This is a genomic window from Streptomyces sp. NBC_00386 (assembly GCF_036063235.1).
Classification (GTDB): Bacteria; Actinomycetota; Actinomycetes; order Streptomycetales; family Streptomycetaceae; genus Streptomyces.
On sequence record NZ_CP107950.1, the window covers coordinates 8461961 to 8487858 of the forward strand.

27 protein-coding genes and 1 pseudogene are annotated in these 25898 nt (G+C 71.5%); 11 read left to right on the forward strand and 17 right to left on the reverse strand.

Going from position 1 to position 25898, the window contains the following annotated elements:
- Positions 1-134 precede the first annotated feature (134 nt).
- Both OG780_RS37050 and OG780_RS37055 read left to right on the forward strand, forming a co-directional pair.
- On the forward strand, positions 135-1037 hold the full coding sequence (locus tag OG780_RS37050) for an aldo/keto reductase (RefSeq protein ID WP_328455623.1): 903 nt from the start codon (positions 135-137) through the stop codon (positions 1035-1037).
- Positions 1038-1132: 95 nt separating this feature from the next.
- A complete protein-coding gene (locus OG780_RS37055; protein ID WP_328455625.1) occupies positions 1133-1834 on the forward strand; it encodes a hypothetical protein in 702 nt (233 codons plus the stop codon).
- A 136-nt stretch (positions 1835-1970) separates the two neighbouring features.
- Here OG780_RS37055 and OG780_RS37060 read toward each other — a convergent pair whose 3' ends face one another.
- From OG780_RS37060 to OG780_RS37070, 3 genes are all read right to left on the reverse strand, one after another.
- Positions 1971-2372 (reverse strand): nuclear transport factor 2 family protein, encoded by a 402-nt coding sequence (locus OG780_RS37060; RefSeq protein WP_328455627.1) that lies wholly within the window; start codon positions 2370-2372, stop codon positions 1971-1973.
- Between the two features lie 8 nt (positions 2373-2380).
- The gene (locus OG780_RS37065; protein ID WP_328455629.1) at positions 2381-3346 is read right to left on the reverse strand and encodes an acetylxylan esterase; all 966 of its coding nucleotides are present in this window, start codon (positions 3344-3346) and stop codon (positions 2381-2383) included.
- A gap of 99 nt (positions 3347-3445) precedes the next feature.
- Positions 3446-4030 carry an Rv1733c family protein gene (locus OG780_RS37070; protein ID WP_328455631.1) on the reverse strand — a complete coding sequence of 195 codons (585 nt, stop codon included), beginning with the start codon at positions 4028-4030 and terminating at the stop codon, positions 3446-3448.
- Between the two features lie 431 nt (positions 4031-4461).
- Between OG780_RS37070 and OG780_RS37075 the strand changes: the two genes are divergently transcribed.
- Positions 4462-5376, forward strand: a complete 915-nt coding sequence (locus tag OG780_RS37075; RefSeq protein ID WP_328455633.1) for a universal stress protein — start codon at positions 4462-4464, stop codon at positions 5374-5376.
- Between the two features lie 14 nt (positions 5377-5390).
- Here OG780_RS37075 and OG780_RS37080 read toward each other — a convergent pair whose 3' ends face one another.
- Both OG780_RS37080 and OG780_RS37085 read right to left on the reverse strand, forming a co-directional pair.
- Positions 5391-6170: a ferredoxin reductase gene (locus OG780_RS37080; RefSeq protein WP_328455635.1), complete on the reverse strand. Its 780-nt coding sequence runs from the start codon at positions 6168-6170 to the stop codon at positions 5391-5393.
- Positions 6163-6768, reverse strand: a complete 606-nt coding sequence (locus OG780_RS37085; RefSeq protein WP_328455637.1) for a sulfite oxidase-like oxidoreductase — start codon at positions 6766-6768, stop codon at positions 6163-6165. Before OG780_RS37085 ends, OG780_RS37080 begins: the two co-directional genes overlap by 8 nt.
- Before the next feature lie 367 nt (positions 6769-7135).
- On the opposite strand from OG780_RS37085, the gene OG780_RS37090 reads away from it, so the two are divergent.
- Positions 7136-7906 carry a GNAT family N-acetyltransferase gene (locus OG780_RS37090; RefSeq protein WP_328455638.1) on the forward strand — a complete coding sequence of 257 codons (771 nt, stop codon included), beginning with the start codon at positions 7136-7138 and terminating at the stop codon, positions 7904-7906.
- 17 nt (positions 7907-7923) lie between these two features.
- Here the strand turns inward: OG780_RS37090 and OG780_RS37095 are convergent, their stop codons facing one another.
- Entirely contained in the window at positions 7924-8349 is a 426-nt protein-coding gene (locus tag OG780_RS37095) for a MarR family winged helix-turn-helix transcriptional regulator (RefSeq protein WP_328458658.1), read from the reverse strand.
- Between the two features lie 409 nt (positions 8350-8758).
- On the opposite strand from OG780_RS37095, the gene OG780_RS37100 reads away from it, so the two are divergent.
- From OG780_RS37100 to OG780_RS37120, 5 genes are all read left to right on the forward strand, one after another.
- The gene (locus OG780_RS37100) at positions 8759-9553 is read left to right on the forward strand and encodes a putative protein N(5)-glutamine methyltransferase (protein ID WP_328455640.1); all 795 of its coding nucleotides are present in this window, start codon (positions 8759-8761) and stop codon (positions 9551-9553) included.
- 110 nt (positions 9554-9663) lie between these two features.
- Entirely contained in the window at positions 9664-10467 is an 804-nt protein-coding gene (locus tag OG780_RS37105) for an alpha/beta fold hydrolase (protein ID WP_328455642.1), read from the forward strand.
- A 206-nt stretch (positions 10468-10673) separates the two neighbouring features.
- Positions 10674-12689: an NADPH-dependent 2,4-dienoyl-CoA reductase gene (locus OG780_RS37110; RefSeq protein ID WP_328455644.1), complete on the forward strand. Its 2016-nt coding sequence runs from the start codon at positions 10674-10676 to the stop codon at positions 12687-12689.
- A 197-nt stretch (positions 12690-12886) separates the two neighbouring features.
- A complete protein-coding gene (locus tag OG780_RS37115) occupies positions 12887-13336 on the forward strand; it encodes a spore-associated protein (protein WP_328455646.1) in 450 nt (149 codons plus the stop codon).
- A 163-nt stretch (positions 13337-13499) separates the two neighbouring features.
- Positions 13500-14045, forward strand: a complete 546-nt coding sequence (locus tag OG780_RS37120) for a PadR family transcriptional regulator (RefSeq protein WP_328455648.1) — start codon at positions 13500-13502, stop codon at positions 14043-14045.
- Between the two features lie 243 nt (positions 14046-14288).
- On the opposite strand, the gene OG780_RS37125 is transcribed toward OG780_RS37120, so the two are convergent.
- Both OG780_RS37125 and OG780_RS37130 read right to left on the reverse strand, forming a co-directional pair.
- On the reverse strand, positions 14289-14852 hold the full coding sequence (locus OG780_RS37125; protein ID WP_328455650.1) for a hypothetical protein: 564 nt from the start codon (positions 14850-14852) through the stop codon (positions 14289-14291).
- 335 nt (positions 14853-15187) lie between these two features.
- A complete protein-coding gene (locus tag OG780_RS37130) occupies positions 15188-16171 on the reverse strand; it encodes a fibronectin type III domain-containing protein (protein WP_328455652.1) in 984 nt (327 codons plus the stop codon).
- Between the two features lie 365 nt (positions 16172-16536).
- Here OG780_RS37130 and OG780_RS37135 point away from each other — a divergent pair, with 365 nt between their 5' ends.
- Positions 16537-17247 carry a glycoside hydrolase family 75 protein gene (locus OG780_RS37135; protein WP_328455654.1) on the forward strand — a complete coding sequence of 237 codons (711 nt, stop codon included), beginning with the start codon at positions 16537-16539 and terminating at the stop codon, positions 17245-17247.
- A 14-nt stretch (positions 17248-17261) separates the two neighbouring features.
- Here OG780_RS37135 and OG780_RS37140 read toward each other — a convergent pair whose 3' ends face one another.
- Positions 17262-18026: an SDR family NAD(P)-dependent oxidoreductase gene (locus OG780_RS37140; RefSeq protein ID WP_328455656.1), complete on the reverse strand. Its 765-nt coding sequence runs from the start codon at positions 18024-18026 to the stop codon at positions 17262-17264.
- A gap of 170 nt (positions 18027-18196) precedes the next feature.
- On the opposite strand from OG780_RS37140, the gene OG780_RS37145 reads away from it, so the two are divergent.
- Positions 18197-18862 carry a TetR/AcrR family transcriptional regulator gene (locus OG780_RS37145; protein WP_326789470.1) on the forward strand — a complete coding sequence of 222 codons (666 nt, stop codon included), beginning with the start codon at positions 18197-18199 and terminating at the stop codon, positions 18860-18862.
- Positions 18863-19104: 242 nt separating this feature from the next.
- On the opposite strand, the gene OG780_RS37150 is transcribed toward OG780_RS37145, so the two are convergent.
- The 8 genes and pseudogenes from OG780_RS37150 to OG780_RS37190 all read right to left on the reverse strand — a co-directional run bounded on the left by OG780_RS37150 (position 19105) and on the right by OG780_RS37190 (position 25596).
- Entirely contained in the window at positions 19105-19521 is a 417-nt protein-coding gene (locus OG780_RS37150) for a PTS fructose transporter subunit IIA (protein WP_326789471.1), read from the reverse strand.
- A complete protein-coding gene (gene dhaL, locus OG780_RS37155) occupies positions 19514-20113 on the reverse strand; it encodes a dihydroxyacetone kinase subunit DhaL (RefSeq protein WP_328455663.1) in 600 nt (199 codons plus the stop codon). Before dhaL ends, OG780_RS37150 begins: the two co-directional genes overlap by 8 nt.
- Positions 20114-20206: 93 nt before the next feature.
- Complete coding sequence (gene dhaK, locus OG780_RS37160) at positions 20207-21199, reverse strand: dihydroxyacetone kinase subunit DhaK (protein ID WP_328455665.1); 993 nt, start codon at positions 21197-21199, stop codon at positions 20207-20209.
- A gap of 261 nt (positions 21200-21460) precedes the next feature.
- Positions 21461-22156, reverse strand: coding sequence for a TetR/AcrR family transcriptional regulator (locus OG780_RS37165; protein WP_328455667.1), 696 nt, complete (start codon positions 22154-22156; stop codon positions 21461-21463).
- 34 nt (positions 22157-22190) lie between these two features.
- Positions 22191-23345 (reverse strand): MFS transporter, encoded by a 1155-nt coding sequence (locus OG780_RS37170; protein WP_328455669.1) that lies wholly within the window; start codon positions 23343-23345, stop codon positions 22191-22193.
- 714 nt (positions 23346-24059) lie between these two features.
- Positions 24060-24212, reverse strand: a pseudogene (locus OG780_RS37180) (IS982 family transposase); the annotation flags it as partial.
- Positions 24197-24412 carry a hypothetical protein gene (locus tag OG780_RS37185; protein WP_328455671.1) on the reverse strand — a complete coding sequence of 72 codons (216 nt, stop codon included), beginning with the start codon at positions 24410-24412 and terminating at the stop codon, positions 24197-24199. The gene OG780_RS37185 and the pseudogene OG780_RS37180, both read right to left, overlap by 16 nt.
- A gap of 143 nt (positions 24413-24555) precedes the next feature.
- Entirely contained in the window at positions 24556-25596 is a 1041-nt protein-coding gene (locus tag OG780_RS37190) for a vWA domain-containing protein (protein WP_328455672.1), read from the reverse strand.
- Between the last annotated feature and the right edge of the window lie 302 nt (positions 25597-25898).

Genomic DNA, 25898 nt, shown 5'->3' on the forward strand with positions numbered 1-25898 from the left:
GTTCGTTCCCGAATCGGGTGTGACGATTCACCCTGCCCGCACCCCTGTCGGCGCACCCCTGGGCCGCCTCATACTCCAGGCTCTGGCCGGGCGGTGATCCCACTGTCCGCCGAGACGAGGGGAGACGGTGCACGGTGAGTGCGGGGGCAGCGGGGGCATGGGAACTGGGCGACCGGAAGGTCAACCGGATCGGCTACGGGGCGATGCGCCTGACCGGCAACGGCATGGCCGGGAACTCGGACGGCCCGCCGATCGACCGCGACCTCGCGGTCCGCCTGCTGCGCCGGGCGGTCGACCAGGGCGTCGACCACATCGACACGGCCTCCTTCTACTTCTCCCCGCTGCGCTCGGCCAACGAGCTGATCAACCGCGCGCTGTCGTCCCGCCGGGACGACGTGGTCGTCGTCACCAAGGTCGGTCCGGGCCGCGACCCGTCCGGCGCGTGGCACCCCATGGTCCGCCCCGACCAACTGCGCGGTCAGGTCGAGGAGAACCTGCGGCAGCTGGGCCGGGACCAGCTCGACGTGGTGAACCTGCGCCGGAACGGCCGCGACATGCACTCCGTCGCCGAGCATTTCGGCGCGCTCACCGACCTGCGCGAGGCGGGTCTGATCCGACACCTGGGCCTCTCGAACGTGGGCCCCGAGCACGTCGCCGAGGCCCGGTCCATCGCCCCTGTCGTCTGCGTGCAGAACTCCTACGGGCTCGACGCGCGCGGGGCCGACGAGAGCGGCCTGGTGAACCTCTGCGGCGAGCTCGGCATCGCTTTCGTCCCCTTCTTCGCGGTCTCCGGACTGCGCCGGGAGGCGGCCGCCGGGCAGGAGCGGGACGACCGGGTCCGCACGGTCGCCCGCGCCCACGGCGCGACACCGGCCCAGGTGCGGCTCGCCTGGACCCTCCACCGCGGGCCGCACGTGCTGGCCATCCCCGGGACGGCCGATCCGGCCCACCTGGACGAGAACATCGCGGCGGCCGCCCTGCGGCTGACCCCGGAGGAACAGGAACTGCTCGGAGCACCGGTCACCGACGGCTCGTGATCCCGGGAGGCGCTGGGGTGCTGGGGTGCCGGCGTTGTCAGTGGCCCGCCGTACGGTCGCGGAGACAGGCTGGGCTCGGATGGATGTGAGGCGGCATGAGTTTTGATCTTGCGGTGTGGTTCGAGTCCGAGCGGGTCTCGGTCGCCAGGGCCACCGAAACGTACGAGCGGCTGTGCGACGGCGACCTCGCGGGGGCGGGAGTCGTCGCGAGTGAGGCCGTGCCCGCGTTCCATCGGGAGCTGACCGGGCGGTTCCCCGAGCTGTCGGACACCGCGGCCGACGGTCCGCGGCCGACGGGGTCGCCATGGACGGTACGTCTCGACGTCTCCGCCGCACACGTGATCATGCCCATGTCCTGGGACCGGGCCGACGCGGTGGCGCCCGAGGTGGTGGCCCTCGCCGGTCGGCACGGACTCGTCTGCTTCGACCCGCAGACGGAAGTGCTTCACCTGCCGCCTGCGCTGCGCGCGACGGACGGACTGAGTCTTCAGCCCTGCGTCGGGCCGAAGGTGGAGGACGCCGACCTCGACGTGATCGAACGTGCCGTGCACCGGCTGTCCGAGGAGAACTGGTTCCTGATCCTGGAGAGGCGCAGCGGCCATTTCCTCCAGGTCGGTCACGGTCCGAACGCGGGCCTGACCACGGGCGGGTTCGCTGTCGAACACCGGGACGGCGCCCCGGAACGCCATTACCGTTGCGTGCTGGACGAGAAGGACCAGGTGGCCACGCTCTTCGCCGACTACGCGTCGGGCGCGAGCGCGTGGAGCGTGGACGCCCGGTGGGACAGCCTCTTCTGACACGACCGTCCGACGGTCCCGGCTCTCCATGGGTCCGTGGCCGTCCGACGATTGTTCCTGCTCTCCTGTCCTTCCCCCTGCCTGGATGCCCCCACCCGCCTCCCTGCCTCGATGCCCCGCTCCGCCGCGTCAGGGCCTAAGCCGTCAGCCAGGGGAGAGCGGGTACGGACCCTGGGGTGCTGTGCCAGTAGTCCCGTGTCTCCACCGCGAGTCCCGCGGCGTCGAAGCGGACGAGGACACAGCCCGCGAGTGTCGTGGGACGGCCGTCCTCCTGCGCGAGGACGCGGAACTCCGCGACCGCACGGCCGTCCTGGCCGACCAGCGGGTCGGAGAAGCGAACGTCGGTCGTGGTCTCGGACGCGAAGGACCAGCGCAGGTACGCGGCGAGCTCGTCCCGGCCGCGGTGGGGCTCCCGGAACGGCATGGACCGGTGGACGCACGCGTCCGAGTACAGCTCCAGGATCGCTTCGACGTCATGGGCCGCCCAGCCTCGCTCCCACACCCGTACGAAGCGCCGGGCCGCGGTGATCGTGTCCATCACGGGCCTCAGACGCGCGCGGGCAGCCAGCGCAACTGCGCGGCCTGCTGGTAAGGGCCGCCGCCCTCATGGTCGTTGAAGTCGTACACCTCGATCTCCTTGTCCTCGTTCGCCCAGGCGTTGAAGGCCGCGAAGACCGTCGACGGCGGGCAGGTCTGGTCCTCCAGGGCCGCGGAGAACAGGGCGGGTGCCCGGCCGCGCGCGGCGAAGTGCACCCCGTCGAAGTAGGAGAGGGTGCGCCGAACCTGTTCGGTGCGGCCGCGATGGGTCTTGAGGTAGTTGCCGATCTCCCGGTACGGGGTGCGGTCCGTGAGAACCGTGGCACGCGGGAAGTCGCACAGGAACGGTACGTCGGGGGCGACCGCCGCCAGGTCGGGCACCAGAGCGCCGACCGCGATGGTGATGCCGCCGCCCTGGCTTCCGCCCAGCGCCGCGACGCGCGCCGCGTCGACCAGCGGGTGCGAGCGGGCCGCCTCCACCGCGCGCACCGCGTCCGTGAACAGCCGCCGGTAGTAGTAGGTCTCGGGGTCCTCGATCCCCCGTGTCATGAACCCCGGGAAAGCGGGGGCGCTGCCCACCGGGTCCGGGGTCTCGCCCCCGCCCCACGCGCTCGCCTGGCCGCGGGTGTCCATCACGAAGTGCGCGAAGCCGGCCGACGCCCACAGCAGATGCGTGTGCGGGAGTCCGCGTCCGCCGCCGTACCCGATGAACTCGACGACCGTGGGCAGCGGGGAGTTCGCCCACGCCGGCACGGTCAGCCAGCCCTTGATCGGATGCCCGCCGAACCCGGCGAACGTGACGTCGTGGACCGTGACGGTCTTCAGCGGGGTGTCGACCGGTTCGAAGCGGGCGGCGAGGTCGTGATCGCGGGCTTCCTGGAGCGTCTTGGCCCAGAAGGAGTCGAAGTCCTCGGGCTCGGCGGACGCGCTGCGGTAGGTGCGGAGTTCGTCGAGCGGGAGGTCGAACAGGGCCATCAGGGACCACCTTTCGGCACACGGGCGCGGATGATCACACCGTACGTCCGCCCTCGGGGGCCCGCTACGGCCGCGCCGGGACGGGGAGACTCCAGGCGGTCAGGCCGTGCGCCGGGTCCAGTCCGGTTCCGTCCGCGCCCAGTCGTGCTCCCACTGGGCCAGCCGGCGGCGCGCCAGAGCCCTGCGTACGCAGAGATGCGCGACGAAGAGGACGGAGACGGCGCCCGCGGACGCGAAGACGCCCATGGCCAGGGCTTGTTGCAGGATCACCGAGGAGCTCGGCGCCGGACGCACGATCCGTCCCCGCGCGTCGGTCCACACGTCGACGCGCGTACCGCGCCGCAGACCCGCGGGCACGCCCACCAGACGGGTCTGCCGCGTCCCGTCCGACCCTGTCCAGCGAACCCGCGCGGACGGCGAAGGCGGTCTGGCGCCGGGCCTCGACGGCACCGCTGTCGGCACGTCCTCCACCAGTACGGCACGGACGTGCTGCTGGGCGGCGTGCCGGGCCGCCGCGTGTGCCTGCGTGCCGTCATACGTCCACCACGCGGCCCCCGCCCCCACGAGCGGTGCGCCGACGCACAGCAGAACACAGACGGCCAGCGCCCACCACGCCTCGACGACATCGGAACGGCGCCGCAGCGGATTGCGGCGCCAGCGCCAGCCGCGCACCCGGGTTCGCATGTCCCCTCCTCACTGCCGCGCGCCGACGCCCGGACGATCCCGGCGACCGGCGCCTTGCGTCCCCGGCGCCGAACAGCCTGCCGACCGCGGCCGGTTCACCGCACCTGACGGTTCCGCACCTGACACAGCACACAGCACACAGCACACGGCACCCGACGTCGGCCGGTTTTCCGGCGCCGATCGGTCCGGCGTCGGCCCGTGCGGTGCCGCACGGCGAACGACTGATCCCCGCCCGCCGTGGAACCCGTACACCACCGCGTCGGCGAACAGGAGCCCCGATGGCGAGACAGACCGCCGCCGCCCGCGACAGCCGGGCGCACACCCGACTGCCCCGCCCCCGGCCGGATACACCCACCGGCCCGGATTCCCGGAGATGCCGGGCGCGAAAGGCCTCCCGGCACCCGCCGTCCACACCCCGAAAGGCATCGGTCATGAACACCGGCACCACCATCACCGCGGGAATCGACGGTTCGCGCGCCAGTCTGGACGCCGCCGACTGGGCGGCCCGCGAGGCCGAACGACGCCGCCTCCCGCTGCGTCTGGTGCACGCGGGCACACCGCAGCGTGTCGCCGCGCGCGTTCCGGACGTCGACGTGCCCGTGGGGTGCGCCAGGTCGGCGCTCGACCGGGCGGCGATCCAACTGTCGTACGCGCACCCGGCGTTGGACATCCTCGCGCGCCACACCGAGGCGCCCGCGGTGCCCGCGCTGCTCGCGGCGGCCGCAGAGTCACAGACGCTGGTCGTCGGCTCCCGCGGTCACACCGGCCACCCCGCTCCGGCGGGCTTCCTGGCCGGCTCCGTCGCCCTGGCCGTCGCAGCCGCCGCGGAGCGCCCCGTCGTTCTCGTCCGGGAGGGTGAACTCCCGGAGGACGAGAGGGCGTTCACCTCCGGAGACGTATTCCCGGGCACCGTGCCCTACCGTCCCGTGGTCCTCGGCCTCGATCTGGAGCACCCCGCCGACCAACTGGTCGGCCACGCTTTCGAGACCGCTGCCGTCCGCTCGGCACCGCTCCTCGTGGTGCACGCCTGGACCTCGCCCCCGGACGACGACCGCGTCCCGGCCGAGCCGTCGGCCACCGTGGCCTCGCCCGGCGGCGCGCACGACCGGGAGACCGTCCGACGACACGCCCTGAGTGACACGCTCCAGCCCTGGCGCGCCAAGTTCCCGGACACCCCGGTCTCGGAAGAGGTCGTCCACGGCCATCCCGCGGACAGGTTGCTGAGGGCGTCCACCGGCTCGGGCCTGCTGATCGTCGGTCGCCGCGCGGGCGAGCGCCTGGGCCGCGCGGCACGGACCGTCATCCGCCAGGTGACCTGCCCGGTCGTCGTGGTGCCGCACGGCTGACGTGCCGCGAGGCCCTAGCCGAACCGCTCGATCCGAATCCGGTCCACCGGCTGCCCGGCTTCCACCAGCAGGCGCGAGGCGTGCTCGGCGAATCCGTTGGAACCGCAGATATAGGCCTCCCACCCACCGGGCGGCTGTTCGGCCAGGAGGGGCGCCATATGTGCGGCTGTCATACGTCCGACGGGCACACCGTCCGGGGCCGCGCGGGTGAACACGGCTGTGGTCTCGTCGCCGTACTCCGGTGCGTAGATGAGTTCCTCGGGGCTGCGCGCGGAGACCAGCAGGCGCAGCGGTACGTCGAGCCCCTGCGCGCGGTGGTGCCGCAGCATCGACATCAGCGGCACGACCCCGGAACCCGCGCCGACGAGCAGCGCCGGCCGGTCCCCGGGCCAGGCGAAGAAGCCGCTGAGCGGACCGCGTACCTCGACGGAGTCGCCGGGCCGGGCCACGGTGTGGAACCAGCCGGAGACCTCGCCGCCGTCGACATGGTCCAGCGTCAGTTCGATGTGGCCGGTGCCGTCGGGTGAGGACGCGATGGAGTAGTGGCGCTGCGCCACATATCCGTCCCCGGCGATGAGCCGCAGCATCAGATGCTGGCCGGGCAGATGCCCCTCCCACGCGGGCACGGCGAACCGGAACGTCGCTGCGTGCGCGGTCTCGCGGCGGATCTCGGTGAGCGTGGCGGTCTGCCAGGTGGTGGCCGTGCTCGTGTTCACGGCGATGCGTCCGGGCACGGCGAACCGTGTCGGCGGTACGAAGGCCGTCGGCGGTACGAAGGTCGTGGTCTCAGTCACCGGAGTAACGCTGCTCTTCCCAGGGGTTGCCGCGGGCGTGGTAGCCGTTCTGTTCCCAGAATCCCGGCTCGTCGTGGTCGAGGATCCGGATCCCCGCGATCCACTTGGTGCTCTTCCAGAAGTACAGGTGGGGCACGATCAGCCGGGCGGGGCCGCCGTGTTCGGCCGGAAGCGGCCGGCCGTCGTACTCCCACACGATCCAGGCGCGACCACCGGTGAGGTCGGCCAGCGGGAGGTTCGCGGTGTACCCGGTGTGCGAGTACGCGACCGCGTGGGTGGCGGCCGGGTCCGGTCGTACGGCCTCCAGCAACGTGTCCAGGGACACGCCGCCGAAGCGCACTCCGAACTTCGACCAGCTCGTCACGCAGTGGATGTCGCCCTCGTACGACGAGGCGGGCAGCGCGTGCGCCTGCTCCCAGTCCCAGGTCCGAGGCTCGGCCACCAGGCCGTCGATCCGCAGGGTCCAGTCGGCGGGTGCCAGGTCCGGGGTCACCTCGGCGGACAGGACGGGCCAGTCGTCGCCGGCGTCGTACTGGCCGGGCGGCAGTCCGGCGTTGTGGACGCGCGGGCGGCCGGTGAAGCCTCGCGTGACGTTCATACGGGTGGTGCCTCCAGGACCGCAGGGACGACGGCCCGCCGATCGGGCGTGGCCGCCGCGGCGGCCACCCGCGGATCGAGGGTGACGGGTTCAGGTACGGGTACGGGCACGGATCGGTGTCCCATGCACGCACCGCTTCTTGACCATTCAACGGTACGCGCACACGGATCGTGCTTCGAGCCGGTACCGGGCGCTGATCATTGCGTACGTATGAACTCTTCCGGAGCCCGGGAATAGCCGCGCCCCGATCCTCCTTGATCCTGAAGCCGACTCCGGTGGCCCGTACACGCACCAGCGGTGAGCGGTGTCGCGGCGAGCGGTGTCACGGCGTGACCGGTGACCACAGCGAAGGAGAGTGAGGGAGCAGATGACCGAGGCGCACGTCTCCACACGGTTCGAGGGCCCGGAGACGCAGGAGACCCCCGCCGGCCGTCACCCTCTCGACAACCCGGCGCTCGGCTCCCTCACCGGGCCCCACGCGCACTTCGCCGAACGGCGTGGACGTGTGCTGCGCTACCCCCTGGACGTGTCTCCGTGGCTGGCGCTGCCCGATGATCCCGGCGCCGCCGACTGGGCGGACCTGGCGGCCCTGGTGGGCCCCGGGGGCGATGCCCCGCTGGCCGGCTTCGACGGGCGGACCCCGGACGGCTGGGAGGTCGTCTTCAGCCTCGAGGGGGTCCAGCTGGTGGACGACGGGCTGGACGCGGCGCCCGACGCCGAGGCGGTACGGCTCGGCCCCGCCGACGTGCCGGACATGCTGGACCTGGTGGAACGGACCCAGCCGGGCCCGTTCGAGCCGCGCACGGTCGAGCTGGGGACGTATCTCGGGATCCGTCGCGACGGCGCCCTGGTCGCCATGGCCGGCGAGCGGCTCCACCCGCCGGGCTGGACCGAGATCAGCGCGGTCTGCACGGACCCCGGCCACCGCGGCGAGGGCCTGGCCACACGTCTGATCCTGGCCGTCGCCCACGGCATCCGGGAGCGTGGTGAGACCCCGTTCCTGCACACGGCCGCGAGCAACACCGGTGCCATCCGTCTCTACGAGTCGCTGGGATTCCGGCTGCGCCGCAGGGTCCGCTTCATGGCCGCACGGGTGCCCGAACACCTGGGCGACGGCCGGACCGCGGGCGTGGGATGACACCACGGGATGCCGGGTCAGTCCCTCCGTGGCCCTGATTCCGGCTTCCCCGTGCCGAGGACGGGGGCCGCGGCGTTGTAGCGCAGGAGATACGACGCGAAGCGGGCGAGGTCCTCTTCGGGCCAGTCCGCGAGCCGCTCGCGGAACGCCGTCCGGCGGCTGCGGGTCACCTGGGCGAGGATCTCGGTGCCCGCGGCGGTCGGATGCAGCACCTGGACACGGTGATCCTCGGGGTCGGTGCGCCGCCCGATCAGCCCGGCCCGCTCCAGCGCCGCCACCTGACGGCTCACCGTCGACTTGTCCAGCGCGTAGTGCGCGGCGAGGTCCGTGGCCCGGCAGCCGCCGACCTCCTCCAGATGGCCGAGGAGGGTGTACGAGACCAGGGACAGCTCGGGATGCATGCGCCCCGCCGAGGCGCGGGCCCTCCGGGCGAACACGGTCATCTCCCGCTGGATGATCTCCACCGCCGCGTCGGCCGTCACGCCGTCGGCCGGTGTCCCGGTGGTGACGGCGTGCTCGCCGGCTCCTTCGGATGCCATGACGGAACCTCTCTGAGCTGCCCTGGTTGCATAATACAACTTGGAGCAGGAGGGGTGAGAGTCACACAAGTCGGCCCGAGTGAATCCGGCGGCGAGAGGTCCGCCCATGGCGGCGACCTGTCGACGCCCGTCGGGTGATCGCTCCTGTAAGGTGACCCTCCCGGCCGAGGACCGTCTCGGCCGACGAGTGGCCGAGGAGGTGAGACCCATTACCGCTGTGTCAGGTCGGGTGCTCTCCTCTCCAGGCAACGCGGTCGCCGTCTGACGGTGGCCGTGGGAGCGCCCTTCGGTTCGTCGAAAGGCCCTCGGCTTCATGCCTCCTCTCTCTCCTGACGTTCCCGACGCGGCAGACCCCATGGTCGCCGCGCTCCGCTCCGCCGGCTGTGTCTTCGCCGAGGACGAGGCGGAGCTGATCCGCTCCGCCGCCCGCACCCCGGACGAGGCCTCCGCGATGGTGGACCGGCGCGTCGCGGGACTGCCCCTCGAACACGTCCTCGGCTGGGCCGAGTTCCACGGTCTGCGCATCAGCCTCGACCCGGGCGTCTTCGTGCCGCGCCGCCGTACCGAGTTCCTCGTCGAGCAGGCGGTCGCGCTGGCGCGCGGCGCGTCCGTCGTGGTGGACCTGTGCTGCGGCTCGGGCGCGGTGGGCGCCGCGCTGGCGGCGTCCCTCGGCGGTCCCGAGCTGCACGCCGCCGACATCGACCCGGCGGCGGTGCGCTGCGCCCGCCGCAATGTCGCGCCGTTCGCGGGCCGGGTCCACGAGGGGGACCTCTTCGCGGCACTGCCCGCCACGCTGCGCGGCCGGGTCGACGTCCTGGCCGCCAACGTGCCGTACGTCCCGACCGACGAGGTCGGCCTGCTGCCCTCGGAGGCCCGGGACCACGAACCCCTGGTCGCCCTCGACGGCGGCGCCGACGGACTCGACCTCGCGCGCCGCGTCGCCGCCGAGGCACCGCGCTGGCTGGCCCGCGGCGGCTGTGTCCTCGTCGAGACGAGCGAGCGCCAGGCGCCCACGGCCGTCGAGGCCTTCGCCCGTGCCGGACTGATCGCGCGCCTGTCCGTCTCGGAGGAGAGGTACGCCAACGTGGTGATCGGCGTGAAGCCCTGACCGGGCGGGCCGGACGCGGCGACATGCCGCGTTCGGCCCTCGGTCGGCCGATCGTGCCGCCCCGCGCGCCACACTCCGGCTGACGGCAGGTACCAGAGGGAGGCCCGGACATGAGCAGCACCCCCCGGACGTTCGACGCGTGGGAAATCAAGGAGTCGGGGCCCGCGGACGCGGGCACCCGGGTGCTGCTGCTGCCCGGCGGGATGTGCAGCACGGCGTTCTACGACGATCTGATGGCCGCACCGCCGCTCGCCTCCGCGCCGGTGCGGCTGGTGGCCGCGACCCTGCCGGGGCACGCGGGCACCACGCCGCCGCACGATCTCTCCATGGAGAACTACGCGGCGCTGGCGGGCGCCCTGGCCGCGGAGCGGGGCTGCGACGTCGTGGTCGGCCACAGCATCGGCGCCAACGTCGCCCTGGAGATGGCGGCCGGCGGGCTCTTCACCGGTCCCGTCGTGCTGCTCTCCCCCACGTTCTCGGCATCCGACGAGGACAAGGCGCTCGCGATCGCCAACAGCCTCGGGCGTGTGCCCGGCATCGGGGCGCTGACCTGGTCCGGTCTGGTCAAACTGACGCCCCGCGTCATGGTGAGCCGACTGCCCCCGGCCCGGCGTGAGGCGCTGACCGCCGAGTTCGAGAAGAACGACCCGGCGTTCTGCCGCCAGGTGATCCGGCACTATTTCGACTATCTGGACCGGTACCCGGACCTGGTCTCGCGGCTCCGTGACTCGGGTGTGCCCGCCTGGGTCGTGCGCGGCGACCACGACGACGTCGGTCTGTCGGAGGACGAGCGCGCCGGACTGGAAGCGGCCCCCGGCGTGACCCTGGTCTCGGTCCCCGACGCGGGCCACCTGGTGATGGTCGAGCAGCCGGATACGGTCGCCGAACTCGTGGCTCAGGTCGCTCTCGGCTGACCCCGCCTCCGGCCCGCGCCGATGTTCTCCGGTCCGGTCCGCACGTCCCTTCGGCCCGCGCCGCGTGCTCCCCGGCCGCGCCGTGCGTTCCTTCGGCCCGCCCCGGGCTTCCCGCCGAGTGATCCTCCTCATTGTGCAACTAGTTGCATAACGCGCGGCCCGTCGTCTACAACAGACGTACGACGACACCGTGCACGGAGGGCCCGATGAGCCGTTACCCGCATCTGCTGAACCCGCTCGACCTGGGCTTCACCACCCTGCCCAACCGCGTGCTCATGGGCTCCATGCACGTGGGCTTGGAGGAGGCCGAGCGCGGCTTCGAGCGCATGGCGGAGTTCTACGCCGCCCGCGCGCGAGGCGGCGTGGGCCTGATCGTCACCGGTGGCATCGCGCCCAACGACGCCGGACGGCCCTACGAGGGCGGCGCCAAGCTGACCACCGAGGCCGAGGCCGAGCAGCACGCCGAGATCACTGCCGCGGTGCACCGTGAGGGCGGCAGGATCGCCATGCAGATCCTGCACTTCGGCCGGTACGCCTACCACCAGGACCTGGTGGCCCCCAGTGCGCTCCAGGCCCCGATCAGCCCCTTCGTGCCGCACGAGCTCAGCGACGCCGAGATCGAGCAGACCATCGACGACTACGCCCGCGCCGCCCGGCTCGCCCGGCAGGCCGGCTACGACGGCGTCGAGATCATGGGCTCCGAGGGCTACCTCATCAACGAGTTCATCGCCCTCCAGGCCAACCGGCGCGACGACCGCTGGGGTGGCTCGTACGAGAACCGGATGCGCTTCCCCGTCGAGATCGTCCGCCGCGTACGCGAGGCCGTGGGCGACGACTTCATCGTCATCTACCGTCTGTCGATGCTCGACCTGGTGCCCGGCGGCTCCTCGCTCGACGAGGTCATCACGCTCGCGCGGGCCGTCGAGGCCGCCGGAGCGACGATCATCAACACCGGCATCGGCTGGCACGAGGCCCGTATCCCCACCATCGCGACCTCGGTGCCGCGCGGCGCGTACGCCTGGGTGACCAAGAAGGTCATGGGCTCGGTCTCGATCCCGCTGGTGACCACCAACCGCATCAACACCCCCGAGATCGCCGAGCAGTTGCTCGCCGACGGCCACGCAGACATGGTCTCGCTGGCCCGGCCGATGCTCGCCGACCCCGACTTCGTCGCCAAGGCCGAGGCCGGCCGCCCGGAAGCCATCAACACCTGCATCGGGTGCAATCAGGCCTGCCTCGACCACACCTTCAGCGGCAAGATCACCTCCTGTCTGGTCAACCCGCGCGCCTGCCACGAGACGGAGCTCGTCCTCGCACCGACCCGGCTGCGCAAGACCGTCGCCGTCGTGGGCGCCGGGCCGGCCGGACTCGCCTGCGCCGTCAGCGCCGCCGAACGCGGCCACGACGTCACGCTGTTCGACGCCGCGGCCGACATCGGCGGCCAGCTCAACGTGGCCCGCAAGGTCCCCGGCAAGCAGGAGTTCGACGAGACGATCCGCTACTTCCGCACGCAGCTCGAACTGCACGGTGTGGACGTCCGGTTGAACACGCCGGCCACCGTGGAGACGCTGGAGACGTACGACGAGGTCGTCGTCGCCACCGGCGTCAGCCCGCGCACCCCGGAGATCCCGGGCGTCGACCACCCGAGCGTCGTCGGCTACCTCGACGTCCTGCGCGACGGAGCCCCCGTCGGCGACCGCGTGGCCATCCTCGGCGCCGGCGGCATCGGCTTCGACGTCGCCGAGTTCCTCACCGACAGCGGCGACAAGGCGAGCGAGGACCCGGCGACGTACTTCCGCGGCTGGGGCGTCGACATGGACTACCGGACCCCCGGCGGTCTCGCCGCCCCCGAACGGCCCGCCCCGCCGCGCACCGTGCACCTCCTCCAGCGCAAGGCCTCCAAGGTCGGCTCCGGACTCGGCAAGACGACCGGCTGGATCCACCGCACGGAACTCAAGCACCGGGGCGTCACCATGGTTCCGGGTGTCCGGTACGACCGGATCGACGACGCCGGACTGCACGTCACCGTCGACGGGCACAGCCAGGTCCTGGAGGTCGACACGATCGTGCTGTGCACCGGACAGGAGCCGCGCCGCGACCTGTACGAGGCGCTGCTCGCCACGGGCCGCGGTGTCCACCTCATCGGCGGCGCCGACGTGGCCGCCGAACTCGACGCCAAGCGGGCCATCAAGCAGGGCACGGAGCTGGCGGCGGCGCTCTAGGGTCCCGCGCCGGAGGACCCGCCAGGGAGCACCTTCACACGGTCGACGGCGGCGGTGATGGGCGGCCCGCGCGGCCGGTCCCGTCCGCCGCACGTCGTTCCGGCCGCACAATTTTCGAGGGCAAGCACAACCGTTTTGGAGTGTCGCGGGTCACATCAGGCAGGAGCAAACGTCTCCAAAGATCGCAAGGGGGAAATATGCGATTCAACCGTTCCGCCCTGATGGCCGGTGCCTTCGCCGCCCTGATGGTGGGGGCCACCACCGCCATGGCGGCGCCCGCCTCGGCCGCGGCCAACACCACGCCGCAGAAGGTCTGCGGCAGCGCCTACAAGACGGTGAACTCGGCGCCCATCGGCTCTCTGGGCACCGTGTACCTGACGTACAACTCCTCGAACGGCAAGAACTGCGTCACCACCATCCGCAACAGCCCGGGTACCGCCGTGGAGATGGCCGCATGGGTCTACGTCTCCGACACCGGCCTGGGCGACGACGACTACGGGCTGTACACGTCGTACGCGGGACCGACGTACGTGTACGGCAAGGGCCACTGCGTCGACTGGGGTGGCCAGATCAAGAACGTGTACACCCAGGTGTCCGGTTCCAACTGCGGCGCCTTCAAGGAGCAGCGCGTCACGTTCACCCGCTGACCCGCCGCTCCGCGCGGCCACCCGGTGGCCGTGCGGGGACGCCTGACCCGACTCGCCCCGGCGGGACTCACCGAGTCCCGCCGGGGCGAGTGCCCTGTCGCGGTGCCCGGCGGAGCGCGGCCGGACATCGGGCGGCGCCCCGGGCGCTCCCTAGGATGACCTCATGTCACTCCCGCACGCGATCCTCACCGCCCTGCTCGAGAAGCCCTCGTCCGGCCTCGAACTGACCCGGCGGTTCGACAAGTCGATCGGCTACTTCTGGTCGGCGACGCATCAGCAGATCTATCGCGAGCTGGGAAAACTGGAGGCCGAGGGATACATCAAGGCGCTTCCCCCCGAGCAGCACGCCCGGGGTCAGAAGAAGAGTTACGAGGTCCTGCCCGGGGGCCGCGCCGAACTCGCCCGCTGGACCGCCGCCTCGCAGGACCCGAAGCCGCTGCGCGACACGATGCTGCTGCGCCTGCGCGCCGCGGCCGTCGTCGGCACCGAGGGCGTCGAGGCCGATCTGCGCCGCCATCTCGCCCTGCACCGAGGCCAGTTGGCCGAGTACGAGCAGATCCAGGACCGGGACTTCCCGCCGGACAAGAGCACGCCCGAGGACCGGCTGCGCCATCTCGTCCTGAGAGCCGGTATCGACCTGGAGACCTTCTGGACCCAGTGGCTGACCCACGCCTTGGCCGAGTTCGAGAGCATGCGGGCGAGCGACTGAGCGCCGACCGTGTGCCCGGCCACGGCCGGGCGTACGCCCGGCCGGAGAGCGGGGCCGTTCCATGAGGAGCCCGGTACAGGGCGGCCGAATCCTGGCACAGAGTGGTTGAACCGAGGCCCGGCGCGGCGGAACCCGGCTCAGGGGGCGGTTGAACCGATGCCCGAGGCGGCCGAATCCCGGCACGGGGCGGCCGCCCGCGGCCGGAGCCGGCGGAAACGGCCGCCCGTCGCGACGGGCCCCGGATCAGAGCCGGTGGGGCTTGGAGCGGCGGCGCAGGAACCAGGCCGTCGCCACCGTGCCGGTCACGACCAGGGCGCCGCCGCCGACGACCGTGGCCGTGCCGTAGTCCTTCACGGCCCCGCCGAGTCCACCCATGACACCGCGCGACGGTGACGGTGAGACCGTCGTCGAGATCGTGGGGGTCGCGGGGGTCGAGGGGGCCGCGCTGGCCGCGACGATGATCGACTGGGTGCCCGCCGTCGTGCCGTCCTGGCAGACCACGATCACCGTGAACGTTCCGGGGCTGACGCCGGTCCAGGCCGCCGACTGGTTGCTGCTCGTCCCGGTGAGCGGCATCTGGCGCCCCTGGGCGAAGTTCGTCTGCCCGCTGGAGAGCAACGAGGCGTTGCCGAAGCTGCTTCCGTTGCTGGGGCAGGCGCTGGTGGTGACCGAGACCGAGGTGCCACTGGTGCTCACGGAGATCCCGGAACCCCAGGCGACGGCCGCCGGCGCGGCCAGGGTGAGCGGAAGCGCAGTGGTGGCGGCCACGGTCAGGCCGGAGCGGAGAAGTCTCTGAGTGGTACGCATAGGAACTGCCCTCCAGCGGCACGGTTGGCGGTACATCCCATGCACCGCCGAGGATTGGAAAGGCCCGTGCTGCCTCGGTGCGAGCCAATGCGCCCCGGCCGGGGCGCGCATGCGGACGGGGACCGGGCAGGTGACGAATTCCATCGTCCGGCGGACTGCCGACGCGGCCGAGGGCCCGCTTCCCCCGCAGGTTCACCGGCTCCGGTTTCGTCTCCGCCCTGGTCACCGGTCGCCGGAGCGGGAGCGGGTGCGGGAACGTGCGGCGGTGCGGGAACGCGTGGCGGTGCGGGAACGCCTGCGGGGCCCGCGCGACGGCCGGGGCGCTGTGGAGGTGGTCAGCGGCCCGTCGTCACGGAGCGCTCCGGGGACAGCGCGCCCCACGTGCCGTCGGGTAGCTTCGCCCGGATGCGTACCCGGTGCGTCACGTCCGCCTCCCGGCCGACGTAGAAGCTGTGGTTGCAGGTGCCGCGGGGCGGGCTGCCGCCCCAGACGAGCGAGGTCACCTCACGCCCGTCGAGCTGGATCCGGTACTCCGTGATCACCCCGTCGACCTCGGGGGCCGTCCACGCCAGGTCGATGTAGTACGCCCCGTCGCGCCGGTGGGTCGTCGCCCGGAAGTCGGCCGGTGCCGTGCTCCGGTCGTCCGCGGGCCCCGGCGCGGTGGTGATCCGGACGGAGCCGCTCGGCGCCGAGACGTTGTCCGCGGCGTCGCGGGCCCGCACGGTGAAGACGTAGGCCGTGCCCGGCCGCAGCCCGGTGACGACGGCCGCCGTCTGCGCGCCGCCCACACTGTGGATCTTCGACGTGCCCTGGTAGATGTCGTACGACGCCACGCCCCGCGCGTCGGAGGACCTGGTCCAGGACAGCTGGGCCGCCCGGCCGCCCACGGCTTTCCCGTGCGGGCCGCCGGGGCGGGTCGGCGCGGTGCGGTCGGCCGCGACCGCCGCCGGGGTGGTGGCCGACGCCGGCCGGCTGAGCGGCCCCGGGACCCCGTCCGCGTTCCGGGCCCGGACCCTGAAGACGTACGAGGTGGACGGTTCGAGCCGGGTGATGTCCACCATGTGCTCCGAACCTGGTACTTCCTTGACCTTGGTGGTGCCGCGATACACCTCGTAGCGGGTGATCCTCGGGTCCTCGGTGGTCAGGTTCCACATGACGTGCACGCTGGTCGAGCTACCGGCGGCAGCGGTCACGCCCGTCGCCGCGGCGGGCAGCCGTTCGCCCTCGACGGACGTCGGCGCGCCCCATCCGCAGGAGGTGAGCGCGAGCAGCGCTGCGCACACCAGGGCGCGCGGGACGGTGAGGGGAACGCGTCGCACGGGTCTGCCCTCCCTCGACGGGATTGGTCTGTACCTATAAGACACGGGTGACGCGACCACATCAAGAGGGCGGACGTCGTTGACCGGACTGTCGCGGGGGTACGTATGCTGATCCCGACGCGGTGTGAACTCGCCCCACTGTCAGGGGAGTTCCTGCCCGCGGCGCGGAACGCTGTCGTCGCTGATCCCGTGCCGACGCGCGCGGCCGAGCGGTCGGAGCCGGGTCCGGCCAGGGCCGCTGGGCCGCGCGGCGCCCGCGGAAGCGGCCGTGCACCGTCCGGCCCCCTCCCGGTGGACGCGCTCTCGACGGCCCACCAGATTGGGGCAGATGAGCGTCCATGCCCCCCAGGAGAGGGTCTCCCATCGTGCGTGTCCAGTCGCTGACGCTGGCCGCGGCCGCGGCAGCCGCCCTGCTCGCCTCGGTCCCGGCGGTGCTGTCCACGATCCCCACCACGGGCCGCCCGGGAAGCCCCGTCACACCCGCACGGGAGGGCTCCGTCCGAGCCGCCGACCTGCTGGCGAAACTCGGCGGCTGCACCCCCGTCTCGCACGGGCGATACCGCAGCGACGACGGCACCCGGGCCGACATCCCGGTCTGCGACGCCCCCGGCGCGGTCTTCTGGACGGCCGACATGGACATCGACTGCGACGGCAGACCGGGCCCCCTGTGCAACAGCGGCACCGACCCGCTCTTCTCCGAGTCCACGGCCTTCCAGCAGTCCGACGGCCGATATCTGAGCGCCGAGACCCTGCCCTACGTCGTCGTCCCGGCGCCGAGCGACATCTGGAACTACCGGGACCACGGCATCGGGCCCGGCTCGGTCGCGGTCGTGATCTACCGGGACCGCGTCCAGTACGCCGTCGTCGGTGACACCGGCCCGCAGGACATCATCGGCGAGGCCTCGTACGCGACGGCCGCGGGGCTCGGAATCCGTGCCGATCCCCGCGGCGGCGGTACCCCTGCCGGGGTCACCTACCTAGTGTTCAAGAACGCCCGGGTGTCACCCGTCCAGGACCATGCCGCGGCGGTGGAGGCGGGGGAGCGGCTGGCCCTGAGACTCATGGGCGGGGGCTGAGGGCCGTCCCGTCGTCAGACGGCGGCCCAGCCGTTGTCGACGGGCAGGATCACGCCGTTGACGTTGCTGGCCGCGTCCGAGGCGAGGAACACGATCGCCGCGGCCTGCTCCTCGGCCTCGGCGAGCCGGCCGACGTTGCCCATGTAGGCGCCGAGGGTGGCCGGGCCGTGGGCGCCCGCCTCGATGTCCACGGTGATGCCGGTGCTGGTGCCGCCCGGGGCGATGGCGTTGGCGCGGATGCCCTTGTCCCGGTACATCACGGCGAGGGACTTCGTGAGCCCGACGACTCCGTGCTTCGAGGCGGTGTACGCGGCCCCGGCGGCACTGCCGCGCAGACCCGCCTCCGAGGCGGTGTTCACGACGACGCCCTTGCCCGCGGCGAGCATGTGCGGCAGCACCGCCCGGGTCAGCAGGAACGGGGCCGTCAGGTTGACCCGGATGACCCGCTCCCACTCCGCGTCACTGACCTCGGCCACCGCCGACATGCGGTCCATGATCCCGGCGTTGTTCACCAGTACGTCCACACCGCCGAACCGCTCCACCGCGGTCGCGGTCACACGGTCGACGACCTCCTGCTCGCTGAGGTCGCCCGTCACGGCCACGGCGCTGCCGCCGGCGGCCTCTATCTCGCCGACCACCGACGCGGCGCCCTCGGCGTTGAGATCGGCCACGACCACCCGTGCGCCCTGCGCCGCGAAGGCGAGGGCGGTGGCACGGCCGATGCCCGAGCCGGCGCCGGTGACGATGACGCTGCGGCCGTCCGCTCCAGTGGTGCTCATGACGTTCTCCCAGGGGTGTGTGCGAGTGCGGGCGAGGTGCCGCGCCGCCACGGTACGACTTATTGTCACCGAATGACAGAAAGTCTTCGGAGGGAGAGAGATCGCTAGAATCGGCGCAGCCGCAGTCCCGGGCGGCATCTGCGGACGAACCGAGAACCGAGGAGTCATCAGTGCCGGACGGCGCGATCGACGAACACCCCGGCCAGGGCCGCGGCCGTACCGGGCGGCCGCCGCTCACCGACGAACGCAAGGCCGAGATCCGGCTGGAGATCGCCCGCGCCGCGGTGGAACTGTTCGTGGACCAAGGGGTGACCGCCACCACCGGGGACCAGATCGCCCAGGCCGTCGGCCTGTCCACGCGGACCCTGTGGCGCTACTTCCCGGGCAAGGAGGCGTGCGTGAGCCCGCTGTTCGCGGCTGGCATCGACGCGATCGCCGCGGCGCTGCGGGCCTGGCCCGCGGGCGCCCCCCTGGAGGACGCGCTGGAGCAGGCGTCCACGAACGGCGAGGTACTGATGGCGAGGCCGGAGCCGCCGAGGGTCCGTACGCTGCTGAGACTCACCCGTACCGAGCCGGGGCTGCGTGCCGTCTGGCTTCAGGCCCATGACGAGGCCGAGCCGGTGTTCGCCCGCGCGCTCGCCGACCGGGCCGGGCTGGGCGCCGTCGATCTGCGTTCGGAGATCCAGGCCGCCATGCTCAACGCGGCGCTGCGCGCGGCGGTCGAGCACTATGCCTGGCGCACCGACGACGCGGAGCCCGATCCCGCGACGGCCAGGGCGGAACTGGCCGGAACCATCCGCTCGGCCCTGGTTGTCGCGGCGAACGGAATCACCTGACCCGGGCTTTCGCGCTTCCCGTACCTGACGGCGGCTCTCACGCTTCCCGGAGCCCGTTCCGACGGCGGCGCTCACGCTTCCCGGAGCCCGTTCCGACGGCAGCGCTCACGCTTCCCGCGTACGCTCCGACGGCAGCGCTCACGCTTCCCGCGTACGCTCCGGCTCACGTGCTGCCGGTTCTCGGTCCGGCCGGTTCCCGCGTCGGCCGTCCTCACGCCGGGCGGCGCTGTGCCTTCCGGCCCTCACACCTTCCGGTAGGTGTACGCCTCCGCCGCCGCGGCCTCCACCGCCGCGAGGTCGGCGCCCGCCGAGGCCGTGACGACGGCGGCCACCGCACCCTCGACGAACGGGGCGTCCACCAGCCGCGTGCCGTCCGGGAGTTCGTCGCCCTCGGCGAGCAACGCCTTGACGGTGAGCACGGCGCTGCCCAGGTCGGTGAGCACGGCGACCCCGGCACCGCGGTCCACGGAGGCCGCGGCGGCGGCGATGACGTCCGCGCTGGTGCCGAGCCCCCCGTCCAGGGTGCCGCCCGCCGGCGCGACCGGAGCGAGCGCGCCACCGCCGGCCAGGCCCGTCGCCAGCTCGGCGACGGACGCGGCGACGGCTGCGCTGTGCGAGACCAGCACTATGCCGACGCGTCGTTCCTCGGTGTCACTCACCTGCCGCCTCCACCAGTGCCGCGATCAGCAGGGCCGAGGACGTGGCGCCCGGGTCCTGATGCCCGATGCTCCGCTCACCCAGATAACTCGCCCGGCCCTTGCGGGCCTGCAAGGGTGTCGTCGCCAGGGCGCCCTCCTCGGCGGCGGACTTCGCCGCGGCGAACGACTCGGCGAGCGCGTCGACCGCGGGCACCAGAGCGTCGATCATGGTCTTGTCGCCGGGCGCGGCTCCGCCCAGCGCCATGACCGCGTCGACGCCCGTGCGCAGCGCTTCGGCGAACTGTTCGCCGGTGACCTCGGCGGCGTCCCCGAGCGCCTTGCCGGTCCGGCGCAGCAGCGTGCCGTACAGCGGCCCCGACGCGCCGCCGACCGTCGAGATCAACTGCCTCCCGGCGAGCGTGAGTACGGCACCGGGGGTGTCCGGAGCCTCCTTCTCCAGCGTGGCGGTCACGGCGGCGAATCCGCGCTGCAGGTTGCTGCCGTGGTCGGCGTCACCGATGGGCGAGTCCAGGTCGGTGAGCCGCTCCGCCTCCCGGTCCACCGAAGCGGCGGTCACGGTCATCCAACGACGGAAGAAATCGGCGTCGAGCACGGAATCTCCTTGCGTGGTAGGGGAGTCGACCTGATTGCCGGTCAAGGGCCGGTGGTGCGGGCCCGGTTGCCGTACCCGGCCCACCGGCGGGGTTCACACACCCCAGCGCAGCCCCGGCGTCTTGACCGGCGCGTCCCACAGACGCAGCAGGTCCTCGTCCACCTCGCACAGGGTCACCGAGGCACCCGCCATGTCGAGGGAGGTGACGTAGTTGCCGACCAGCGTGCGCGCCACGGGGATGCCGCGCTCGGCCAGCACCCGTTGCACCTCCGCGTTGAAGCCGTACAGCTCCAGCAGCGGGGTGGCGCCCATGCCGTTGACGAGGAGCAGCACCGGATTGCGCGGCGCGAGGTCGTCCAGGATGGCGTGCACCGAGAAGTCGGCGATCTCGCGCGAGGTCATCATCGCGCGCCGCTCCCGGCCCGGCTCGCCGTGGATGCCGACACCGAGTTCGAGCTCCCCGGCCGGCAGATCGAACGTCGGGCTGCCCTTGGCCGGAGTCGTACAGGCGCTGAGCGCGACGCCGAAGCTGCGCGACCTCTCGTTGACCTGCCGCGCCAGTGCCTCGACCGCCTCCAGGGGCGCGCCCTCCTCGGCGGCGGCGCCCGCGATCTTCTCCACGAACAGCGTCGCGCCCGTTCCGCGCCGCCCGGCCGTGTACAGACTGTCGGTGACGGCCACGTCGTCGTTGACCAGGACCTTGGCGATCCGGATGCCCTCGTCCTCGGCCAGCTCCGCCGCCATGTCGAAGTTGAGGACGTCGCCGGTGTAGTTCTTCACGATGAACAGCACGCCCGCGCCGCTGTCCACGGCCGCCGCGGCCCGCACCATCTGGTCAGGAACTGGCGACGTGAAAACCTCGCCCGGGCAGGCCGCCGACAGCATCCCGGGGCCCACGAATCCACCGTGCAGCGGCTCGTGCCCGGACCCGCCGCCGGAGACGAGGCCCACCCTCCCCGCGACCGGGGCGTCCCTGCGTACGATCACGCGGTTGTCGACGTCCACCGTCAGCTCCGGATGGGCCGCCGCCATGCCCCGCAGCGCGTCCGCCACCACCGTCTCGGCCACGTTGATGAGCATCTTCATGGAAACCTCCCGGTGAGACTGACGGACGAGTTCCTGACCTGTGTTTTACCTGCTCGAACCTGGTGCGGATAGTTCTTGATCTTGGCGCTTCGTGGAGCTCGTTGCCGGGCTGCGGCGGTACTGATGCTGCCCCGATGCCGACTTTCGTGATGGTCTGCCAGTTCTGCGGGGGCGGCTGGGTGCGGGTCGGCGGGAGTGCTGTCATCCCCAGTATTGACCTTGCGGTAGCGAAGGTCACCCGCTTGTCGGTGGGACTGTGATTCAGTCGGCTTCAGGAGAAGCGGACTCTCTGGCCAGAGTGAGTACGAGCCGGGCCGTGGTGTCCACGAGTTCCTTGTCGATCGGCATGCCGAACACGAGGACCCGGTAGTACAGGGGGCCGAGCAGTAGATCCACGAGATGGTCGACGGTCCGGTCGTCGACTGTGTGGTCCTGGGCACGCGCGAGGAGCACGCGCAGACCGGCGATATCGCGCTCGCGCTGTTCCAGCAGGAAGCCGCCGCGTAGCGAGGCGGCGGTTTCCTTGTCCAGTTGGGCATGTCCGAGGAGAGCCTGCATCACCTGGCCGGCCGGCTCCTGGAAGAAGTCGGCCACGCGCTGCAGATGGTCCTTGAGGTCGTCCTCGGGACTGCCTTCTCCTGTACGCCACTCAAGTGCCTCGCGGGCGTCGTCGGTGAGTGTGTCAAGGAGGATGTCGACCTTCGACTTCCACCAGCGGTAGATCGTCTGCTTGGCCACGCCCGCGCGCTGGGCGATGCCCTCGATGGTCAGGGCGGCGAACCCCCGCTCGACCAGGAGGTCGTCCGCGGCATGGAGTACTGCGACCCGGACGCTCTCGCTGCGTCGAGGACCGGTTCGGCTGACGACGGGGTGCTGGTCGCAGGCCGGTTGTGGCTTCCGCGTGGTGCTGATGGTTCCTTCAGCCTTTCGAGTCGTACGTTTCCACGATTCTGGCACAGCCGGTTCACCGGGATGTGGTGTGCGGACCGGCTCAAGCGGCCTTCTTGGCGGGGCGGACCAGGCTCAGCAGCACGCCGAGGGCGAGCGCGGCCACCACTGCGCTGAACGTCTCGCCCGCGGGGCGCAGACTGGTCTGGCGGATCAGGATGCCGACGCCGATGGCGGGTATGGCGAGCATCGAGTACAGGATGGCGAAGAACGTGGAGACGGACGCACCCCGGTGCTGCGGAGCGCTGTGTGTGGTGATGCTGCCGATGCCGTGGCCGACGGCGATTCCTGTCGCAAGGCCGTTCACGGCGGCTCCGACGAGCAAGGGGGACAGGGTGCGGGTGGCCATGGCCACCGCGATCAGGGTGGCGGCGGCGATCAGACCGATGCATGCCACGGGCAGCGCGGCGCCGGGCTTGAGTGTGCGGACCAGGAGCTGGCCGAGGGCGGTGCAGGCGAAGGCCATGAAGACCACGAGCCCGGTCAGTGAGTGGCCGGACTCGTCCAGCACGGTCCCCAGGAACAGTCCCGTCACGGCGGTCAGAACTCCGAGCACGGCGAATCCGGCGCCCCCCGCCATGGCCGAGCGCAGGAAGTCCGACCGAATCTCCCCGGGAATGTGCAGGGGCTGGAACTGGAGGGAGAAGCCGGACCGGTGATCCGAGCTCTCCCCGCTCACCACGATGCCGAGCATGCCGATGGCGGCGAGGACGAGCATGACGACCCAGGGCGCACGGAGCGGAGACGGCGCGAGATCCGCCAGGATGCCCGCCAGTAAGGTGCCGCACGCGAGACCGCCCATGTTCGCGAACAGTGCGAGGGTGGCGGGCTTGACCCGGCTGTTCTGGCCGAGTCGTTCGGCGAGCGAGGCAGTGGCCGCGCCGGTGACGAGCGCTGCGGAGAAGCCGGAGACGACCCGCGCGATGAGCAGCGCCGCGAGGTTCTGGGCCAGGATGAAGATCACCGCGGCGCATACGGACAGCAAGGTCGCGGCGATCAGGACGGGTCGGCGTCCCACCTGGTCGGACAGCCGCCCGAACGCGAGCAGGCCGACCACGACTCCGAGGGCGTAGACGGCGAAGATCACGGTGACGGTGAACGGCGTGAAACCGAACGCGTCGCCGTAGAGCGGGTAGAGCGGTGTGGGCACCGTGGTGCCCGCCATGGTGATCCAGAAGGCGAAGGCCACGCTGAACACGGCGAGGCTGCTACCCCGGGCCCTCGCGCTTGGGCCTGTCTGGTCGACGGCGCGGACGGTCGAGTTCCCCACTGAAGTGGCCTCTCGTGAGTGTGAATACAGACGGAGCAACGGGAGAGCAAGGCGAGACTCACCGTTGCGTCTAATCAGAGAGACTAGACTAGTCGTCGCGTCTATTCAATGGCTCTCGCTGCGTACGGGGTCACCCGGCCCGGGCAGCCTCAAGCGTCTGAAGATCACTTGGTCGCCGAGCGGAACGGGACCGACAAGGCGCTCTCGTACGCCGTGCCGCGGACCGTCACCCGCTTCTGCCGGTCCGCGGACCGCGCCATTCGGCGCCACCACGTCCCGCGGCTGCGCGGCATCGAAGCCGAAGGCTTGCATGCCCGGCTCATGCATCTGCTGGAGGAAGGCCGTCGCGTCGCCCTCGTCGCCGGAGGCACTGGCCGGTGGATCACCGCAGAGCTGATGAACAGGCTCGGGGCGCACGGTCGCTTCCGGCTGGGGGCGCCCGCCACCCGGTGCGGTGGCTCGTCTGATGAGCTTCGTGCGCGGTGGACGGCCCGTCGGCCTTCGTCGCGTGCTCCATCCCCGCAGGTGGGCCGGCACCGCGAGGACCCGGCGGTTCGTCGAGTCCGACAACGGCGGGTCGAGTTCGGTCAGGACGGAGCCGAAGTGCTTGCTGACCGTGCCCTCGCTGACGGTGAGTGCCTCGGCGCGGCGCGGCCGGCGCCGCTCGGACGTGTAACCGAGCAGCGCGGACATGACCGCTGGCGTGACCGGTTCGGTGTCACTGAGCGTAGGTGCGATCCCGCCGGCAGGCCGCCACCGGGCCAACCATGGCGAAGCCTTCAGCTCGTCGTCGATGCGGGCATGGAGTGCTGTCGCGAGGGTCCGGGTCTGTCTTCACGCACTGCGCGCACCAGCTTGATGAAGATCCTGGGCGATCCGTAGGTGCCCCCGGACTGATCGAAGATCCGCTTGATCTCCTCACCAAGGCTCATCCGGCGCGCCTCACGCCTGGTCGCCGGATCCTTGGCCTGCTTGTAGAACCACGACTCGCTCACCCTCAGCATCTGGCAGGAGACGCGCTGCGGGATGCCTTACTCAGCCCTCTGGGCACGGATGACCTCCGCCACCGCGGCGGGATCCTCCTCGCCCGCTTCACCCAGAAGGCCCCGAATCGCTTGCAGACATCACGCTCAAGGTGTCAGAGCATAAGCAGCAGCCGCGTGTTCGGTACGAGCTTCCGGTTCACGCTGGTGCTCTGCACGAAGATCGTGAAGTCGTCGTTGTGGTCGGGCTTGACGCGCACTTCCACGTCCGGCAGGCCGAGCAGGGCTCGGGCCTCGGGTCCCGAGTACACCCGGTCCGTCTTCTTCTCCAGCACCGCGATCTGCTTCCGTGCCTGGATCTTCTCGGGCTTGCTCAGCTGGTAGAACGCGCCACCGGTACGGTAGGTGTGGCCGCATTCGACGACCCAGTCCCGTATCGCCGCGTCACGGGTCACCGGGATCAGCCGGTACCCCGACGGATCCACCGCAGCGAGGCCGGCCGCCTTGATGGTGTCCTTGTTGACTGCCTCCGCACCCACGGAGAACACTGCCCGCGATCCCCGGATGCCCTGGGTGCGGCCCACCATGAATTTCTCGGTGGCCTCCCGGATGACCTGTCCGGCTTCCTCCAGACCCTGTGTGCTCGTGGCGTCCCATACGGCGATGTTGTCCCTCGGGAAACCGCACTGCATGGCCTCGCGCTTGCCCATCTGGTCCGGCACGAGGACGGCCAGCGTCCAGTTGTCCTCCTGGGTCGCGATCATCTCGGCCACGGCCTTGACCAGTTCACGCGGATTCCTGGCAGGGGCATCCGGACAGCGATGACTCGCGTTCTCCTGTCCGTCCGTGAGTACGAACGTCAGGAAGCTGTGGTCGCCGTACAGTTGGGCCGTCTGTGCCAGCTCTTGCTGTGACTTCAGTGCGGCTGCGAGCAGAGCCGTCATTCCACCGACCCGGTACAACTGCTTCAGCGACGGCATCCGCAGCACGTCCTTGTCGTAGATGACGCACTCCACCTTGTCCGCGAAGACGTACACCGTGACACGGGTTTCCTGGTCCAGCTCCCTCGACCGGCGAGCAAGATACGCAATCTGCTGGTCGGCGACTTCGACAACCTTGCGGCTCAGATGTGACATGGACGAACTGGCATCCAGCACGAGGGCAACGTGATTGATGTAGTTCTGACTTCCGGCCATGGCAGCTCCCCCTGGTTCCGACTCGATGCCCCTACTGTCTCACCCACCACTGACAATCGATCTTGGCTCCCGGAGCGGAACGGCCATGGCGTCTGGGCTCGTCCGCGGGCCTTCCGCTTATCCCCAATGAGATTTTTCCAACCTGGAGTTGCAGGTCACGGGGCCGGCGTGAGTCGTGGCTATGGTGCTCAGGTGAAGCGGGGGAACTCGACGCTGCGGGGATTGCGAGAGCCGGTGGAGGAGCGCTCGTCGACCACGCTTTCATTTGTGGTCGGCGGTGATCTCACCAAGGCCGCACGGAG

Excerpts from the sequence above, each read along its gene's own strand:
- OG780_RS37095 (WP_328458658.1), bottom strand. The coding sequence starts at position 8,349 with ATGACCGTGTTCGCCCGGAGGGCCCGCGCCTCGGCGGGGCGCATGCAT.
- OG780_RS37190 (WP_328455672.1), bottom strand. The coding sequence starts at position 25,596 with ATGGCCGGAAGTCAGAACTACATCAATCACGTTGCCCTCGTGCTGGAT.
- OG780_RS37090 (WP_328455638.1), top strand. The coding sequence starts at position 7,136 with ATGACCGAGGCGCACGTCTCCACACGGTTCGAGGGCCCGGAGACGCAG.
- OG780_RS37100 (WP_328455640.1), top strand. The coding sequence starts at position 8,759 with ATGCCTCCTCTCTCTCCTGACGTTCCCGACGCGGCAGACCCCATGGTC.
- OG780_RS37070 (WP_328455631.1), bottom strand. The coding sequence starts at position 4,030 with ATGCGAACCCGGGTGCGCGGCTGGCGCTGGCGCCGCAATCCGCTGCGG.
- OG780_RS37110 (WP_328455644.1), top strand. The coding sequence starts at position 10,674 with ATGAGCCGTTACCCGCATCTGCTGAACCCGCTCGACCTGGGCTTCACC.
- OG780_RS37140 (WP_328455656.1), bottom strand. The coding sequence starts at position 18,026 with ATGAGCACCACTGGAGCGGACGGCCGCAGCGTCATCGTCACCGGCGCC.
- OG780_RS37120 (WP_328455648.1), top strand. The coding sequence starts at position 13,500 with ATGTCACTCCCGCACGCGATCCTCACCGCCCTGCTCGAGAAGCCCTCG.
- OG780_RS37065 (WP_328455629.1), bottom strand. The coding sequence starts at position 3,346 with ATGGCCCTGTTCGACCTCCCGCTCGACGAACTCCGCACCTACCGCAGC.
- dhaK (WP_328455665.1), bottom strand. The coding sequence starts at position 21,199 with ATGAAGATGCTCATCAACGTGGCCGAGACGGTGGTGGCGGACGCGCTG.
- OG780_RS37060 (WP_328455627.1), bottom strand. The coding sequence starts at position 2,372 with ATGGACACGATCACCGCGGCCCGGCGCTTCGTACGGGTGTGGGAGCGA.
- OG780_RS37085 (WP_328455637.1), bottom strand. The coding sequence starts at position 6,768 with ATGAACGTCACGCGAGGCTTCACCGGCCGCCCGCGCGTCCACAACGCC.
- OG780_RS37075 (WP_328455633.1), top strand. The coding sequence starts at position 4,462 with ATGAACACCGGCACCACCATCACCGCGGGAATCGACGGTTCGCGCGCC.
- OG780_RS37105 (WP_328455642.1), top strand. The coding sequence starts at position 9,664 with ATGAGCAGCACCCCCCGGACGTTCGACGCGTGGGAAATCAAGGAGTCG.
- OG780_RS37115 (WP_328455646.1), top strand. The coding sequence starts at position 12,887 with ATGCGATTCAACCGTTCCGCCCTGATGGCCGGTGCCTTCGCCGCCCTG.
- OG780_RS37125 (WP_328455650.1), bottom strand. The coding sequence starts at position 14,852 with ATGCGTACCACTCAGAGACTTCTCCGCTCCGGCCTGACCGTGGCCGCC.
- OG780_RS37055 (WP_328455625.1), top strand. The coding sequence starts at position 1,133 with ATGAGTTTTGATCTTGCGGTGTGGTTCGAGTCCGAGCGGGTCTCGGTC.